This is a genomic window from Pseudomonas sp. BF-R-24, from assembly GCF_019947335.1.
GTDB lineage: Bacteria > Pseudomonadota > Gammaproteobacteria > Pseudomonadales > Pseudomonadaceae > Aquipseudomonas > Aquipseudomonas jessenii.
This window is the reverse complement of record NZ_JAGYGG010000019.1, coordinates 58,574-74,335: the sequence shown is the minus strand read 5'-3', so window position 1 is coordinate 74,335 and position 15,762 is coordinate 58,574. Positions and strand designations below refer to the sequence as shown.

The following is a 15,762-nucleotide window of genomic DNA, read 5'->3' as shown; positions in this document are numbered from 1 at the left end:
TCTGCGACCGCTTCGCGCTCGAACGGGGGCAAGCCCCCTCGCCACAAAAGCATCAGACCTTTCTAGGCAACACCACGGTAAACGTCGTGCCATCAAGCTCATGGGAGCTGACTTCAATCGTCCCCTCATGGGCGTCGACCACTTCCTTGACGATAAACAACCCCAACCCAAGGCTGGTAGTAGGCTCGCCGAGCTCTTCACAGGCGCTGCGCACCAGCGGGTCGAAAATGGTCGGGATCGCATCGGAGGGGATCGGGGCTCCGTCGTTGTGCACTGTCAGTCGGACACTGTCGGTCTCACCCTTGAGAGTCAACTTCACCTCGCGTTTGCTTGAACCATGCTGCAAGGCATTGCCGATCAGGTTCTGCAGCATCTGATCGAGCCGGCGCAGGTCCCAGGTGCCACGTGTGTCACCCTGTACATCCAGGGTCGGTTCGCATTCCGGTTGACCGGCACTGGCCCGGGCAATCGCTTCGCGCGCCGCTTCGGCCAGGTCCATGGGCGCCGGCTCGATCGGCAGACGCTTGCCCAGGCGGCTGCGCACCAGTTCCAGCAAGTCCCCGACCATCACCGCCAGGTGCCCGGTACTGCGCTGGATATTGACCGCGCACTTGAGCGCATCACCATCGAGCACGGCTTTGCGCAGCAGTAGTTCGGTGGACATGCTCACCGCCTGCAGGGGCGCGCGCAGGTCGTGGCCGAGGATCGCCAGAAAAATGTCCCGAGAGCGATTGACCTGCTCGGCATAAGTGGCCGTGGACTCCGCCAGGGCTTCGTCGATGGCTTCGTTGAAGCGGATCATGTCCTGGAAGTAGGCCAGGTCAGGCGATTGCAGGCTGTTGACCCACAGGCGGATGACGCAGGCGCGCAAGTGACGGAACTCACTGGTCATTTGCACCAGATCAAAACCCACGGTATGGCGCAGTTCGCCGTGGCTGGCACCAGCCTCGTCGAGGCTGGGGGTTTTCTCCGGTCCTTCGCCGCGCGACTTGGCCGTCTGTTCGGCAGGTGTCTGGGGTTTGCACATGTCCCGCGCCGAGGCCAGCAGGATCGACCGGGCATGGTCGCGCAAGGCAGCGCTGTCCATGGTTTCGGCGGCCGGGGTGATGGTCATGGCGAACTGCTCCCACTCATCGACGATGCGATCGACATGTAACACGATGAATTCGGAAAGACGCATGGCGGTTACCTGAGCATGAATCGGGGACAGCGATTCGAATAGTAGTCCCTTTGCCGGAAAAAACACGACCGCTCATGCCGCGGCATAACCGGAGGCATTTCTGGTGGTACATATCTATCGATGGCTCCTTGATTTTCGAACCTTGCGGGCCTTTTTTCAGCCTTGGCCCAACAGTAATTTGGACTTTTGTTTCAGGCGCGGGTGGATAAGTCTGTTAGCTCCAACCCAGCTATCAAGGTGAAAAAACAGTGTCTGATTTGCATGGAAGCAACTCGCTGGAAACGCCCGCCCCAAACAACGGCGTTCATTACGATCGTGTACTCGGCGCCATACCCGACGCAATAAAAAAGGCGTCGATGTCGAGAATGAAAACCCTCGGAAAACCAAGGCCTGAGATGCCCGAGTGGTACAGCGCGGCACGGGAAGTCGACCGTCAATACCTGAAGGAGTTGATTGACGAACAAGGACGCTTGCAAGGCGTGCTGGACAAGTCCCTGGGCGATTTGCAACACGACATCAATGCCTTCGCCAAACCGCTGCTCAGTGCGTCGATGCAGGCGAACTTCAATACTGTGGAGAGCATCGACGCACTCAGCGTGCAACTTGAAGTACCCGGTAAAATTGCCTTTGTCATTGATACCGGGGCCAGTCGCGTTCGACAGTCCACGTTGCTGGAAGCGGCGTTGCACAATTTCGAGGAAGCAGAAACTACCGAAGACGCCTGGCGCAGCAGCTCGGGTATCTATCGCAAGGATGAGCGCGGCAGCCTCGCGCTTGAGCCCGCGATTCCCTTGCCCAGGTTTGCATCGATGTGCCGCAGCCTCGACATTGGCGGACAGTACCAGCGGCATATCAAATCCATCCTGCTGCCGACCACAGCTGAAGCACGACGTGCCTTGCAGGACGAGTCGGTGGCCAGTGAAAAAGCCGCTTTTCAGGTGGCGTCACTGGTCGCCCGATTGAAAGGCGATATCAGCGACCATGCCTACGGCAAACTCGGGCAGATACGCGAGAGCCAGGCCGATACCATGCTGTACGACCGTCCGCTGCATGGCCACCGATTGTCGCTGATGGGCTTTCGGTTGACAGGCATCGTGCTGTTCAGTGCCGTCAGTGATCCGTCGCAGATCAAGCAGGCGATCGATGCCTTGACCCCCGACTCAGTGAAGTTCTGGAGCGAATGGTCGCAGCGCCTCTCGATATTGCCTGGTGCGGAGTACGAGCGGTTCAAATTGCTGCAGGCGTTTTTCGCCAATGGGCCGCAGGGGCTCAACGATGAGCTTTTACGCCGCGACGACATCTACCATCAGAGTCGTTTGTCCGGCCACGTGATCGCCTATGTACCGGATGATCCGCAACATCCGCTCAAGGAATATCCCTCGCTGGCCGCGTTCATGAAAACCCTGATCGGTCAGCTGCGAGACACGCAGTACCAGGCGTTTTTCAGCCGGTTCGTGGCGCAAAAGGACAAGGGGCTGTTTTTCAGCCGGGTCAACGAACGTCTGAAGACGTTTACCTGGCATCAACGCGAGCCATTGGACATGGGGCCATGGTGGCGTGAAACAGCGGTCGAGAATCCCGATGCAGAGCCCATTACCAATCAGATCACGGGCGACCTGTGGGCGACATTGTTCGTTGAACGCCGCGACAAGGCCATCGCCGATGCCCGACGCATCGCGGTGCCGACCGACGACGAGGACGCCAGCGCCCGCTTCACGCGCCTGACCAGTTACCTGAGCATTGGCTGGAACCTGTTCAATTTCGCCGCGATGCTGGTGCCCGGTCTGGGCGAAGCGATGCTGGGCATCATGATTGCGCAGATGCTCGCCGAAGTGGCCGAAGGCATCGAAGACTGGAGCAAAGGCGACAAGGAAGAGGCCTCTGCCTACTTCAATGGAGTGCTGATCAACTTTGCGCAGTTGGCGCTGATGGGCGCCGGTCACGGGTTGCCAGGCGGTCAGTTGACGCCGATCAAGGTCTCGCCCTTTGTCGAAGGGCTCAAGCCTGTGGAGGTCGTCGGCAAGCAGCGCTTGTGGAATCCGGACCTGACGCCGTATCAACAATCGGTCACCTTGCCCAAGGATGGCGTCGTCGGTGAAAAAGGCTTGTACCGGCACCAGGATCAGGACCTGCTGCGCCTCGACGACAAATGCTACGAAGTCAAACAAGACCCGAACACTGGCCAGCATCGCCTGCAACACCCCTCGCGAGCCGATGCCTATCAGCCCTTGCTGGAGCACAACGGCGCCGGCCTGTGGAAGACTGAACTTGATCAACCGCTGGAATGGGATCGGCGTCAATTGCTCAAGCGTCTGGGTGCTTCGGTGGATGGGTTCACCGATGAAACACTGGAGCAGATCCTGACCGTCAGTGGCGTTCACGAAAATGCATTGCGCCGGCTGCATGTGGAGCACGAAACCCCGCCCGCGCTGCTGACCGATACCCTCAAGCGCTTCAAGGCGCACGCCGACGCCGAAGCTTGCGCAGAACAGATCCTGGCCGACCGGGTCGGCCAGGAGTGGGCCGATCTTGCCGTGCGCTTCATGACTGAGTTGTCGGGCTGGCCCGAGGGCAAGGCCGTCGAAGTGTTCCAGGGGCCGGGCCTGTCGGGGGCGGCGATCAAGGAGGGCTATGCCGACGCGTTGCCCGCCGATACCTTGCAGATCACCTGGCAGGATCTACTCGCCGGTGCGCTGCCTGAACGTGTGGTCGGGTTTCTGGATGAACAGGCCCTTCGCGAGATGCTGGGGCAGTGGTTTTCCGGAGACAAAACGGCGCGCACCGAGGCCTTGCGCGATCGCCTGGCCGAGCAGGCGCGGAGCAGCAAAAGGCGTTTGTTCGACAAGTTATACGAGCGCCGGGAGCGTGCAGACGATCCCCGTTTGAGCTTGCTCAAGGGGCACGAGTCGTCGCTTTCGACCAGCGTGGCGCAAGCGCTTGTGGAACACGCACAACCCTCGGACCTGCAACATTGGGCCGAGAAACAGCGCGTGCCCTTGAGGCTCTCCCATCAGGCCCGGGAAGCGGCGCACCAGCTGCGAGTGGCGCGAGCGTATGAAGGCCTGTACCTCGGCGAACTGCACAACTCCGACACTGAGCGTCTGGAGCTGCTCTCTCTGGCAGTCCTGCCGGGCTGGCCCTCGGACCTGCGTCTGGAAATCCGTGAACATTCTTTTTCAGGGACGCTGCACGACAGCATCGGCCCGCAGGACGCGCCCATCCGCAAAGTGTTGATCCGCAGTGAAGATGGCCGATATGAAGCACGGGACGCGGGCGATCAACACCTGCACGGCGCGGACAATTTGTATGCCGCCGTGCTGCACGCAATGCCCGACACCCAGCGCGCCGCCCTGGGTTTTGAAATCCATGACGCGGCAGGCCTTGAGCAGGCGGTAAAGAAAAAGCCACTGGATCGAGCTGTGCTCGAGCCGATCCTGCGCGACAACCCCTTGCTCAAACCGTCCTACGACCCGAGCGTCATGCGCTTGCGCGGCGGTATGCGGGGTTATGCGCAACAGGTTCCGCGCGGCATGGGGCTGCGCCGACGGGCTCGTGCACTGTATCCGGGTTTTACCTCGGAGGAGGTCGAGACGCTGCTGGCGGACTTCGGCCAGGGCGGTGCGGCGCATGAAGGACTGGCGGTGCTTGAGGCCGAGTTCAACCAGTTGAACCACGCCATGCAACGCTGGATGAACTCGCCGACCGAGTCCTTTCGTTTTAGCCCGGCGGGCGTGGCGCAGTGGCATGCGCGAAACAACATCTACAAAGCGCTCAGGCAATGCTGGCAGCGCACCGGGCCGGAGGGCATTGAGGCTTCCGGTATCGTGCGGCCCCAAGCGTTGAAACTGGACAACATTCCCAAGTTGAGCCAGCTGCTTGAAACCCTGCCCAGGCTCGAGGCCAACTTCGATCATGTCACCAGCCTGAGCCTGCGCGGTGGGCAGTTGCGTTCCGGGCACATGTCGTTCCTCGACTCGTTCCATCAGGTGCGCTACCTCAATCTGCAAGACAATCTGCTGACGGCCATTCCGCAAGGGCTGAAGGACATGCGTCATCTCACCGACCTGTTCCTCAACGACAACCGTATTGAGATGGATGCGCTGGCGGTGGATTGCCTGAAAAATCTGACACGTCTGCGGTCGTTAGGGCTGCGTGGCAACCCACTGAAGTTCATTCCCGATGTCAGCCGGATGCCGCATTTGCAGGTGCTGATGCTGAGTGACGCCGGTCTGGACAGTTGGCCTGTCGGACTGTTTTCCCAATCGCGGCCACGCAGTATTTTCATTGATCTGAGCCACAATCCGATCAGCCGGATACCGGAAGTCGCACCCGGATCGTTTCGCGCCGAGTTGCTGGCGCGCACGGTGATCAGTCGGGAGCCGCACTGGATCTCGCCGGAGAACCTCGCCACCCTCAAGTTCTACATCGAGTCGGTCGGCATGGATCCGGAGCGTCCATATCCACCCCGCGGCGTGCTCGACAGTTCGGAATGGGCGGCGGGCATGACCGAGCGGCAATGGCAGGAAAAACAGGAAGTCTGGAACGCCGTCGAAGATGAATTCGATTCGGTGCCGTTTTTCAACGAAGTCCGCAAACTCACCCAATCCGCCGACTTCAAGGCCGGCGATACCTATCAGACGGAACTGACGGCCAAGGTCTGGCGCATGCTTGAGGCCATGGCCAGCGATACTGAACTGCGCATCAAGTTGTTCAACGAAGCCGCAACCCCCACCGAATGCGTGGATGGCGGGACGCAACTGTTCAATGCCATGGGCGTGCAGGTGATGGTTCACGAGGCCTACGCCCTCGTGCGCGCGGATCTGATCGAGACGCAAATGCTTGAGCTGGCCCTGGGTAAATCCCGGCTCGATGAACTCGGCGCCATTGCCCGTCACCGGGTCTCTGAGCGATTGGCGAAGGGAGAACAGTTCCGTCGGATCGGTGCCGATGGCGAAGTGACCGGCACTATCGATGAAGTGGAAGTGCACCTGGCCTACATGACCGATCTGGCGCAGCGCCTGGATTTGCCGTGGCAGGCACGGGGCATGCAGTTTCGCAGCATCGCCGAGGTCAGCAAAGAGATGATCGAGGCAGCGCTCCAGCGGATCAAGGCGCTGGAGGAGGGTGATCTGCTGATCGACCGGGTCTTTGAGCAACCGCTCTGGAAGTCCTGGCTGGAGTCGACTTACCGCGAGGAATTGAATGGCTTGAAACGCCGGATCGACGCCACCACCGATTTGCAGGATGCGTTGCAGCGCAGGGCCGAAGGTACGCGGCTCACCACCGGGGAAAAGGCTGCAGTGGAGGCGGAAATCAAGGGGCTGAGCAGCGAATTGGGCAAAAGTGAAGCAGACTATGCGGATGGCCGGCTGATGACTGACGAGGCGTATGTTCAAGCCTTGAATGACATCGACCGACAGGTCACGCAGCAGCTGAAAAACCTGACCCGAGAAGCGATGACGCGGGCCAGGCTGGACCGGCTGCGGATTGGGGCCGATCAATAATCACGGAAAAAACAAAGGCCTCGACACCCTGGGTGCGAGGCCTTTGTGTGGGGTGCAACAAACGGCTCAGAACAGGAAATAACGCTGCGCCATCGGCAAGGTTTGCGCTGGCTCACACCACAGCAACACGCCATCGGCCTTGACCTGATAGGTCTGCGAATCGACGTCGATGTTCGGCATGTAGTCGTTGTGGATCAGGTCGGTTTTCTGCACGTCGCGACAACCTTTGACCACCGCGATTTTCTTTTTCAAACCCAGGGCTTCGGGCAAGCCTGCATCCTGCGCCGCCTGGCTGATGAAGGTCAGGCTGGTGGCGTGCAGCGAACCTCCGTAGCTGGCGAACATCGGGCGGTAGTGCACCGGTTGTGGCGTCGGGATCGAGGCATTGGCGTCGCCCATCAGGCTGGCCGCGATGGCACCACCCTTGAGAATCAGCGTCGGCTTCACGCCAAAAAACGCCGGGCGCCAGAGCACCAGGTCGGCCCATTTACCCACTTCGACCGAACCCACTTCATGGCTGATGCCGTGGGTGATCGCCGGGTTGATGGTGTACTTGGCGATGTAGCGTTTGGCGCGGAAGTTGTCGTTGCCTGCTCCATCGCCGGGTAGCGGCCCGCGTTGTTTTTTCATCTTGTCGGCAGTCTGCCAGGTGCGGGTGATGACTTCGCCGACCCGACCCATGGCCTGGCTGTCGGAGCTGATCATCGAGAACGCACCGAGGTCGTGGAGGATGTCTTCGGCGGCAATCGTCTCGCGGCGGATTCGACTTTCGGCGAAGGCCACGTCTTCGGCAATGCTTGGGTCGAGGTGGTGGCAGACCATCAGCATGTCCAGGTGTTCATCAATGGTGTTGCGGGTGAACGGCCGGGTCGGGTTGGTGGAGCTGGGCAGCACATTGGCAAAGCCGCAGGCCTTGATGATGTCCGGCGCGTGACCGCCACCGGCACCTTCGGTGTGATAGGTGTGAATGGTGCGGCCCTTGAAGGCGGCGAGGGTGGCTTCGACGAAACCGGACTCGTTGAGGGTGTCGGTGTGGATCGCCACCTGCACGTCGAACCGGTCGGCCACGCTCAGGCAGTTGTCGATACTCGCCGGTGTGGTGCCCCAGTCCTCATGCAGCTTGAGGCCGATGGCACCGGCCTTGACCTGTTCGATTAACGGCTCGGGCAGGCTGGCGTTGCCTTTGCCGGTGAGGCCGATGTTCATCGGGAAGGCATCGGCGGCCTGGAGCATGCGCGCCAGGTGCCAGGGCCCGGAGGTGCATGTGGTCGCATTGGTACCGGTTGCCGGTCCGGTGCCGCCACCGATCATGGTGGTGACGCCGCTCATCAATGCCTCTTCGATCTGTTGCGGGCAGATGAAGTGGATGTGGGTGTCGATGCCGCCGGCGGTGAGGATCATGCCTTCGCCAGCGATGACTTCGGTGCTGGCGCCAATGGCGATGGTCACGTTCGGTTGCACGTCCGGATTGCCCGCCTTGCCGATGCCGGCGACCCGTCCGTCCTTGAGGCCGACGTCAGCTTTGACGATGCCCCAGTGATCGATGATCAGTGCGTTGGTAATCACCGTGTCGACCACTTCGGCGGCGAGCAGCTGGCTTTGGCCCTGGCCGTCACGGATGACTTTGCCGCCGCCGAATTTCACTTCTTCGCCGTAGGTGGTGAAGTCCTGTTCCACTTCGATCCACAGCTCGGTGTCTGCCAGGCGCACCTTGTCGCCGACGGTGGGACCGAACATGTCGGCGTAGGCTTGACGGGAAATCTTCATTCGTTCGCCCTGGAATTCAATTTAGTTTGAGACTGTTCGCTTCGCTCACAGATTCGCGAGCAAGCCCGTTCCCACATTCGATCGCGTTCCCCTGTGGGAGCGGGCTTGCTCGCGATGGGGGCGGTACTGACAACGCATTAATCAGAGATCGCCCATGATCCGCCCGGCAAACCCGAACACCCGACGATGCCCGGCCAGGTCCACCAACTCCACCTCGCGGCTCTGTCCCGGTTCGAAGCGCACGGCGGTGCCGGCAGGAATATTCAAGCGCATGCCACGGCTGGCGGCGCGGTCGAACGTCAGGGCGTCGTTGGTTTCGAAAAAGTGGTAATGCGAGCCCACCTGGATCGGCCGATCACCACTGTTGGCCACTTTCAGGCTGATCGTGCGCCGGCCGGCGTTGAGCTCAATCTCGCCGGGCTGGATCTGGTATTCACCGGGAATCATCAATGGGCTCCTTGGAGAATCTTGTAATAGAGGGCGGTCGGCTTGTAGCGGCCGCTCGGGTCGCAGGCGTAGTCGGGGATTTCACCGGCGCGGGTATAGCCCAGCGATTGGTAGAAGTCCTCGGCGGGCGAACCGGCTTCGGTGTCGAGGTAAAGCATGCCGCGCTTTTGCTGCAGGGCAGCCGCTTCCAGAGCGCTCATCAGTTGCTGGCCCAGACCACGACGCCGCGCATGTTCGCGCACCAGCAGCTTCTGCACTTCGGCGCGGTTCAGGCCGTTGGCTTTCTGGCACAGACTCAGTTGCACGCTGGCCTGTACCTGCTCGTCCTTGACCACCACCCACAGCAACACACTGCCTTTGTTCAGGTTGTCCTGGACTTCATCGAACCAGGCGTGGGCCTGGGCCGCATCGAGGTCAGCCATGAAGCCGACACTGGCGCCATAGCCGACGGCATCGAGCAGCAGGTCGATCAGGCCCTGGCGATAATGCGCAAAGCTTTCGACGTTGACGCGTCGCAGTTGGGCGGCGTTCATTGGGCATTACTCCTGGTTGATGCTGGGCGGCTGCGCGCCGGGGTCGAGGGTCAATTGCATGAAAGTCAGGTCCAGCCAGCGGCCGAACTTGGTGCCGACCTGCGGCATTTGCCCGGTGGTGATAAAGCCGATGCGCTCATGCAAGCGAATGGAGGCGGCGTTACCGCTTTCGATGGCGGCGACCATCACGTGCTTGCCGCAGCCTTTGGCGCGCTCGATCAGTGCTTCCATCAGTTGCGGACCGAGGCCGTTGCCGCGCTGGTCGGTGCGCACGTAGACCGAGTGCTCGACGGTGTGACGGAAACCGTCGAAAGGTCGCCAGTCGCCGAAGGAGGCGTACCCGAGCACTGTGTCGTCGGCATCGACAATCACCAGAATCGGATAAGCCTGGGATTGCCGGGCGCTGAACCAGGCCTGGCGGTTGCCGAGGTCGACCGCCTGCTCGTTCCAGATCGCCGTGGTGTTGAGTACCGCGTCGTTGTAAATGTCACGGATGGCTGGCAGGTCGGCATGCACGGCATCGCGGATGTGGTAGGTCATGGCGCGGCCTCAGGCGATGGGTTGGTGGACGGTGACCAGTTTGGTGCCGTCGGGGAACGTGGCCTCGACCTGGATTTCCGGGATCATTTCCGGGATGCCTTCCATCACTTGTTCGCGGCTCAGCAGGGTGGTGCCCAGGTGCATCAGGTCGGCCACGGTCTGGCCATCGCGGGCGCCTTCAAGCAGCGCGGCGGAAATGTAGGCCATGGCCTCCGGGTAATTGAGTTTCACGCCGCGAGCCAAACGCCGCTCGGCCACCAGGCCGGCGGTGAAGATCAGCAACTTGTCTTTTTCGCGTGGGGTCAGGTCCATCGTAGACATCCATCCGGGCAGATTAAAAAGAGTGGGATCTGCTTGTACAGAACCCTGTGGGAGCGGGCTTGCTCGCGAACGCGGACCTTCATTCAACACGTATGTCGCCTGACACACCGCTTTCGCGAGCAAGCCCGCTCCCACATTGAATCGTATTTCACGTGTTCCAAATTCGTGGTGGCACGGCCTCGCGCCCCAGTAACGCCGGTCTCAACAATCGCCATAAGTCGATAAGCCAGCCCCGCGCCAACAGCGCCTCACTGGTCAGACACCGCGCCACCAACAACCCCGGCAACTGCGTCAGATCCCCGCGCACGTCATGGCTCAGCGAGCGGCAGCGCTCCAGCAGTTCGCTATCAATTTCACCCGTCACCAGTAATGTCGCAAACACCGATTGCCCATCCAGCCCAATCGGCGAGTCCAGCAAACCGTCAGCCCCGACAATGCGCTGGCGTTCGTGCCAGAGCAACTGGCCGTCGCGGCGGATATCCAGTTGCGCCTGGAAGTGCCCAAGGTCGAAGCGTTCGCCACTGGCCGGACGGCCCAGGGCCACGACGTCCCAGTAGAACAAACGGGCATCGCCTTCAAGGTCAATCCCGGTGCTGAGTTCAGCCTGCGCCGCACTGAAAATGATCGTCTCCTGGGGCAACCATTCCAGTGTCGCACCGGCCGCCACCTTCAACTTCAGCTGCTGATAGGCGGGGCCGGCGGCGCGATACCACTTGGCCGCGCCGGGGCTGGTGATTTGTGCCCAGGCATCACGCTCGACGCTGGCCGAAATGTCCAGTCGATCACCGCCGGCAATTCCGCCTGGGGGGTGGACGATGATGTGCTGGCAGACTTCAGGCCCTTCGGCGTAAAGGTGCTTTTGCACCCGCAACGGACCTTTGTGACGGCGCTGGACCGGGCGGGTGGTGTTGTCGAACCGGGCGTAGCCCAGTTCCAGTTCGGCATGCCAACTGGGGGTAAACAAAACGCCGGATGCAGGAAGAGTCATGGTCAGTGCTTATCGAGAGGTCCTCAGGAGGGTTGCAAAGGCTGTGCCGCAGGGCATCACTGGAAGGAGAGCGCCGTTGAACGTCGCCGCGCACCAGTTGGGGGCGCTGCGTGGAAGATGGTGCGACAAAATGGTGCTTCGAGCCCGCTGTGGACAGAAGCTCAGATCGTGACCAGCCCGCGCACCCCTTCAGCTTCCATATTCTCGCCGCGACCCTGTTGCACGATTTCGCCCCGGGACATCACCAGGTATTGATCGGCCAGCTCGGCGGCGAAGTCGTAGAACTGCTCAACCAGCAGAATGGCCATGTCGCCACGGGCTGCGAGTTTCTTGATCACCGCGCCGATCTCCTTGATCACCGACGGTTGGATGCCTTCGGTGGGCTCATCGAGGATCAGCAGGCGAGGGCGGCTGGCCAGTGCACGACCGATCGCCAGTTGCTGTTGCTGGCCACCGGACAGGTCACCCCCTCGGCGTTGCTTCATTTGCAGCAGCACCGGGAACAGCTCGTAGATGAACGCCGGCACTTCTTTCGCCTCGCTGCCGGGAAACCGCGACAGGCCCATCAGCAGGTTTTCTTCCACGGTCAGGCGACCGAAGATCTCCCGGCCCTGCGGCACGTAGGCGATACCGGCATGCACCCGCTGGTGCGGCTTGAAGGCGGTGATTGGTTTGCCTTCCCAATTGACCGCGCCTTCTTTGGCCGGCAGCAGACCCATCAGGCATTTGAGCAAGGTGGTCTTGCCCACGCCGTTACGCCCGAGCAGGCAGGTGACTTCACCGACCTTCACGTCAAACGTCAGGCCGCGCAGGATGTGGCTTCCGCCGTAGTACTGGTGCAGCTTTTCGACTTGCAGCATTTCCAGATTCTCCTCAGATCCCACAGTTGGATAGGTGTTTGCAGGTTTAGCGACCGAGATACACCTCGATCACCCGCTCGTTGTCCTGCACCTGCTCCAGTGACCCTTCGGCCAGCACGCTGCCCTGATGCAACACCGTGACGTGGTCGGCAATCGAGCCGACGAAGCCCATGTCGTGTTCCACCACCATCAGCGAGTGCTTGCCGGCCAGGCTCTTGAACAACTCGGCGGTGAATTCGGTTTCGGCGTCGGTCATGCCCGCGACCGGTTCGTCGAGCAGCAGCAATTGCGGGTCCTGCATCAGCAGCATGCCGATCTCCAGGAATTGTTTCTGGCCGTGGGACAACAGGCCGGCCGGGCGATTGACCGACGAGGTCAGGCCAATGGTGTCCAGCACTTGGGCGATGCGGTCTTTCTGCTCGCCGCTCAAGCGCGCCCGCAGGCTGGCCCAAACGGATTTGTCGGTTTTCTGCGCCAGCTCAAGGTTTTCAAACACGCTCAAGGCTTCGAACACCGTCGGCTTCTGGAACTTGCGGCCGATACCGGCCTGGGCGATCTGCACTTCGCTCATTTGCGTCAGGTCCAGGGTTTCGCCGAACCAGGCCTTGCCGTGACTGGGGCGGGTCTTGCCGGTGATCACGTCCATCAGGGTGGTCTTGCCCGCGCCGTTGGGGCCGATGATGCAGCGCAGTTCGCCGACGCCGATGTACAGGTTCAGATTGTTCAACGCGCGGAAGCCGTCGAAGCTGACGCTGATGTCTTCCAGGGTCAGGATGGTGCCGTGGCGCGTGTTCAGACCTTTGCCGGCACGTTGGCCGAGGCCGATGGCATCGCGGCTGCTGCCGGCGTCGCGGTTGGGCTCCAGTGGTGGAAAGAACGCCGGTTCGAGCATGAATTCAGCGGTTGCAGTGACTCTCATTGCTCACCTCTTTTCTTCAACAGACCGATCACGCCCTTGGGCAGGTACAGGGTCACGACGATGAACAGCGCACCAAGGAAGAACAGCCAGTACTCGGGGAACGCGACGGTGAACCAGCTCTTCATGCCGTTGACCACACCGGCACCGAGCAACGGACCGATCAAGGTGCCGCGACCGCCAAGGGCCACCCACACCGCTGTTTCGATAGAATTGGTCGGCGACATCTCACTCGGGTTGATGATCCCCACTTGCGGCACGTACAGCGCACCGGCCAGGCCACACAACACCGCGCTCAATACCCAGACAAACAACTTGAACCCGCGCGGGTCGTAGCCGCAGAACATCAGGCGGTTTTCTGCATCGCGCAGCGCAGTCAGTACCCGTCCGAATTTGCTTTGCGCCAGGCGCCAGCCGATAAACAGGCTCGCCACCAGCAACAGCACCGTGGCGAAAAACAGCACCGCGCGGGTGCCCGGCTCGGTGATGCCGAAGCCGAGAATCGTGCGGAAGTTGGTGAAGCCGTTGTTGCCGCCGAAGCCGGTTTCGTTGCGGAAAAACAGCAGCATCCCGGCGAAGGTCAGGGCCTGGGTCATGATCGAGAAATACACGCCCTTGATCCGCGAGCGGAAGGCGAAGAAGCCGAACACCAAGGCCAGCAACCCCGGTGCCAAAACCACCAGGCACAGGGTCCAGAGGAAGCTGCTGGTACCGGTCCAGAACCACGGCATTTCGGTCCACGACAGGAACGTCATGAAGGCCGGCAAGCCATCGCCCGAGGCCTGGCGCATCAGGTACATGCCCATGGCATAGCCGCCGAGGGCGAAGAACAGGCCGTGCCCCAAGGACAGCAGGCCGGCGTAACCCCACACCAGATCCAGCGCCAATGCGACGATGGCGTAGCAAAGAATCTTGCCCACCAGCGTCAGCGTGTAGGCGGACACATGCAGTGTGCTGTCCACCGGTAACAACGACAGGAGCGGCAGCGCCAACAGTAGAGCGAGGATCACTGCACCGACGGCAATCGAGGCTTTAGGGCCGGCTTTTTGGGTCGCGGTAACGAGCAGGGGCTGGTTCATCAGTCGATCACCCGTCCTTTGAGTGCGAAGAGGCCTTGCGGACGTTTCTGGATGAACAGAATGATCAGCGCGAGGATGAGGATCTTGCCGAGTACGGCGCCGATCTGCGGTTCGAGAATCTTGTTGGCGATCCCCAGGCCAAACGCCGCCAGCACGCTACCGGCCAACTGACCGACACCGCCGAGCACCACCACCAGGAACGAGTCGATGATGTAGCTCTGGCCGAGGTCCGGGCCGACGTTGCCGATCTGGCTCAGGGCCACGCCGCCAAGGCCGGCGATGCCCGAACCGAGACCGAAGGCGAGCATGTCCACGCGTCCGGTGGGCACGCCGCAGCAGGCGGCCATGTTGCGGTTCTGGGTGACGGCGCGCACGTTAAGGCCCAGGCGAGTCTTGTTCAGCAGCAGCCAGGTCAGCACCACCACAAACAGCGCAAAGGCAATGATGACGATGCGGTTGTACGGCAGCACCAGGTTCGGCAGCACTTGAATACCGCCCGACAGCCACGCGGGGTTGGCCACTTCGACGTTCTGCGCGCCGAACACCAGACGAACCAGTTGAATCAGCATGAGGCTGATGCCCCAGGTGGCGAGCAGGGTTTCCAGTGGGCGGCCATAGAGGTGGCGAATCACCGTGCGCTCCAGCGCCATGCCGATGGCCGCGGTGACGAAAAACGCCACCGGTAGCGCCATCAGCGGATAGAACTCGATGGCCTGCGGGGCGAAGCGCTGGAACATCAGTTGCACCACGTAGGTCGAGTAGGCGCCGAGCATCAGCATCTCGCCGTGGGCCATGTTGATCACACCGAGCAGGCCGAAGGTGATCGCAAGTCCCAGGGCCGCGAGCAGCAGAATCGAGCCCAGGGACATGCCGCTGAATGCCTGGCCGAGCATCTCGCCGACCAGCAGTTTGCGTTTGACTTGAGCGAGGCTGGTTTCGGCCGCAGTGCGTACGGTGGCATCGGCTTCAACGCCAGGCTCGAGCAAGCCTTCGAGACGGGTGCGGGCCAGCGGGTCACCGGTTTCACCGAGCAGGCGGACGGCTGCGAGGCGCACGGCCGGGTCGCTGTCGACCAATTGCAGGTTGGCCAGGGCGAGACTCAGGGCACTGTGGACGCCTTCGTCCTTTTCGCCCGCCAGCTGCTGGTCGAGGAATTTCAACTGCGCCGGTTTGGCACTTTTCTGTAGTTGCTGCGCAGCGGCCAGACGCAGTTTGGCGTCGGCGGCGAGCAGTTGGTGGCTGGCCAGGGCGGTGTCGATCAAGCCCCGCAAGCGATTGTTCAGGCGCAAGGTTTTCGGCTGGCCGTCGACGGTCAGTTCGCCTTGTTGCAGGGCGTTGATCAATTCGATGCGGGCCGGATCGGGCTGCGCGGCCCAGGCTTCCAGCAGCCTGGCTTGCTGCACGGGATTGGCGGCGACGAAGTCTTCGACGTCGCCGGCGTGAGTGGCCATCGGCAGCAAGAGTGCAATGGCGAAAATGATGCGGTAAAGGGCAGTGGGCATAGACAGTCGCCTTGACACGGACATTGTGGGAGCGGGCTTGCTCGCGAAAGGGCCAGCACATTCAACATCTCAGTTGGCTGACACTGCGCATTCGCGAGCAAGCCCGCTCCCACAGGGATTTGTGC

The 15,762-nt window shown here is 61.4% G+C and carries 12 protein-coding genes; 1 reads left to right on the top strand and 11 read right to left on the bottom strand.

Annotated features, from left to right (window positions below):
• Window positions 1-52 precede the first annotated feature (52 nt).
• Window positions 53-1,180 carry a sensor histidine kinase gene (locus tag KGA98_RS16600; RefSeq protein WP_223502832.1) on the bottom strand — a complete coding sequence of 376 codons (1,128 nt, stop codon included), beginning with the start codon at window positions 1,178-1,180 and terminating at the stop codon, window positions 53-55.
• 248 nt (window positions 1,181-1,428) lie between these two features.
• On the opposite strand from KGA98_RS16600, the gene KGA98_RS16595 reads away from it, so the two are divergent.
• Window positions 1,429-6,684 carry an NEL-type E3 ubiquitin ligase domain-containing protein gene (locus tag KGA98_RS16595; protein ID WP_223502831.1) on the top strand — a complete coding sequence of 1,752 codons (5,256 nt, stop codon included), beginning with the start codon at window positions 1,429-1,431 and terminating at the stop codon, window positions 6,682-6,684.
• Between the two features lie 66 nt (window positions 6,685-6,750).
• Here the strand turns inward: KGA98_RS16595 and ureC are convergent, their stop codons facing one another.
• From ureC to urtB, 10 genes are all read right to left on the bottom strand, one after another.
• A complete protein-coding gene (gene ureC, locus KGA98_RS16590; protein WP_223502830.1) occupies window positions 6,751-8,451 on the bottom strand; it encodes an urease subunit alpha in 1,701 nt (566 codons plus the stop codon).
• Between the two features lie 141 nt (window positions 8,452-8,592).
• Window positions 8,593-8,898 (bottom strand): urease subunit beta, encoded by a 306-nt coding sequence (locus tag KGA98_RS16585; protein WP_223447672.1) that lies wholly within the window; start codon window positions 8,896-8,898, stop codon window positions 8,593-8,595.
• Window positions 8,898-9,431, bottom strand: a complete 534-nt coding sequence (locus KGA98_RS16580; RefSeq protein ID WP_150813581.1) for a GNAT family N-acetyltransferase — start codon at window positions 9,429-9,431, stop codon at window positions 8,898-8,900. Before KGA98_RS16580 ends, KGA98_RS16585 begins: the two co-directional genes overlap by 1 nt.
• Before the next feature lie 6 nt (window positions 9,432-9,437).
• Window positions 9,438-9,971, bottom strand: a complete 534-nt coding sequence (locus KGA98_RS16575; protein WP_223502829.1) for a GNAT family N-acetyltransferase — start codon at window positions 9,969-9,971, stop codon at window positions 9,438-9,440.
• Between the two features lie 9 nt (window positions 9,972-9,980).
• Window positions 9,981-10,283, bottom strand: a complete 303-nt coding sequence (locus tag KGA98_RS16570; RefSeq protein ID WP_057712192.1) for an urease subunit gamma — start codon at window positions 10,281-10,283, stop codon at window positions 9,981-9,983.
• A gap of 157 nt (window positions 10,284-10,440) precedes the next feature.
• Window positions 10,441-11,280 (bottom strand): urease accessory protein UreD, encoded by an 840-nt coding sequence (locus KGA98_RS16565; RefSeq protein WP_223502828.1) that lies wholly within the window; start codon window positions 11,278-11,280, stop codon window positions 10,441-10,443.
• 161 nt (window positions 11,281-11,441) lie between these two features.
• Complete coding sequence (gene urtE / locus KGA98_RS16560) at window positions 11,442-12,140, bottom strand: urea ABC transporter ATP-binding subunit UrtE (RefSeq protein WP_057712190.1); 699 nt, start codon at window positions 12,138-12,140, stop codon at window positions 11,442-11,444.
• A gap of 46 nt (window positions 12,141-12,186) precedes the next feature.
• Entirely contained in the window at window positions 12,187-13,059 is an 873-nt protein-coding gene (gene urtD / locus KGA98_RS16555; RefSeq protein WP_223502827.1) for an urea ABC transporter ATP-binding protein UrtD, read from the bottom strand.
• Window positions 13,056-14,135: an urea ABC transporter permease subunit UrtC gene (gene urtC / locus KGA98_RS16550; RefSeq protein ID WP_223502826.1), complete on the bottom strand. Its 1,080-nt coding sequence runs from the start codon at window positions 14,133-14,135 to the stop codon at window positions 13,056-13,058. Before urtC ends, urtD begins: the two co-directional genes overlap by 4 nt.
• Entirely contained in the window at window positions 14,135-15,637 is a 1,503-nt protein-coding gene (urtB, locus tag KGA98_RS16545; protein ID WP_223502825.1) for an urea ABC transporter permease subunit UrtB, read from the bottom strand. Before urtB ends, urtC begins: the two co-directional genes overlap by 1 nt.
• Window positions 15,638-15,762 lie beyond the last annotated feature (125 nt).

What these genes read in the sequence shown, in the direction of transcription:
- KGA98_RS16600 (WP_223502832.1), bottom strand. Translation starts at nt 1,180, where the DNA reads ATGCGTCTTTCCGAATTCATCGTGTTACATGTCGATCGCATCGTCGAT.
- ureC (WP_223502830.1), bottom strand. Translation starts at nt 8,451, where the DNA reads ATGAAGATTTCCCGTCAAGCCTACGCCGACATGTTCGGTCCCACCGTC.
- KGA98_RS16585 (WP_223447672.1), bottom strand. Translation starts at nt 8,898, where the DNA reads ATGATTCCCGGTGAATACCAGATCCAGCCCGGCGAGATTGAGCTCAAC.
- KGA98_RS16580 (WP_150813581.1), bottom strand. Translation starts at nt 9,431, where the DNA reads ATGAACGCCGCCCAACTGCGACGCGTCAACGTCGAAAGCTTTGCGCAT.
- KGA98_RS16575 (WP_223502829.1), bottom strand. Translation starts at nt 9,971, where the DNA reads ATGACCTACCACATCCGCGATGCCGTGCATGCCGACCTGCCAGCCATC.
- KGA98_RS16570 (WP_057712192.1), bottom strand. Translation starts at nt 10,283, where the DNA reads ATGGACCTGACCCCACGCGAAAAAGACAAGTTGCTGATCTTCACCGCC.
- KGA98_RS16565 (WP_223502828.1), bottom strand. Translation starts at nt 11,280, where the DNA reads ATGACTCTTCCTGCATCCGGCGTTTTGTTTACCCCCAGTTGGCATGCC.
- urtE (WP_057712190.1), bottom strand. Translation starts at nt 12,140, where the DNA reads ATGCTGCAAGTCGAAAAGCTGCACCAGTACTACGGCGGAAGCCACATC.
- urtD (WP_223502827.1), bottom strand. Translation starts at nt 13,059, where the DNA reads ATGAGAGTCACTGCAACCGCTGAATTCATGCTCGAACCGGCGTTCTTT.
- urtC (WP_223502826.1), bottom strand. Translation starts at nt 14,135, where the DNA reads ATGAACCAGCCCCTGCTCGTTACCGCGACCCAAAAAGCCGGCCCTAAA.
- urtB (WP_223502825.1), bottom strand. Translation starts at nt 15,637, where the DNA reads ATGCCCACTGCCCTTTACCGCATCATTTTCGCCATTGCACTCTTGCTG.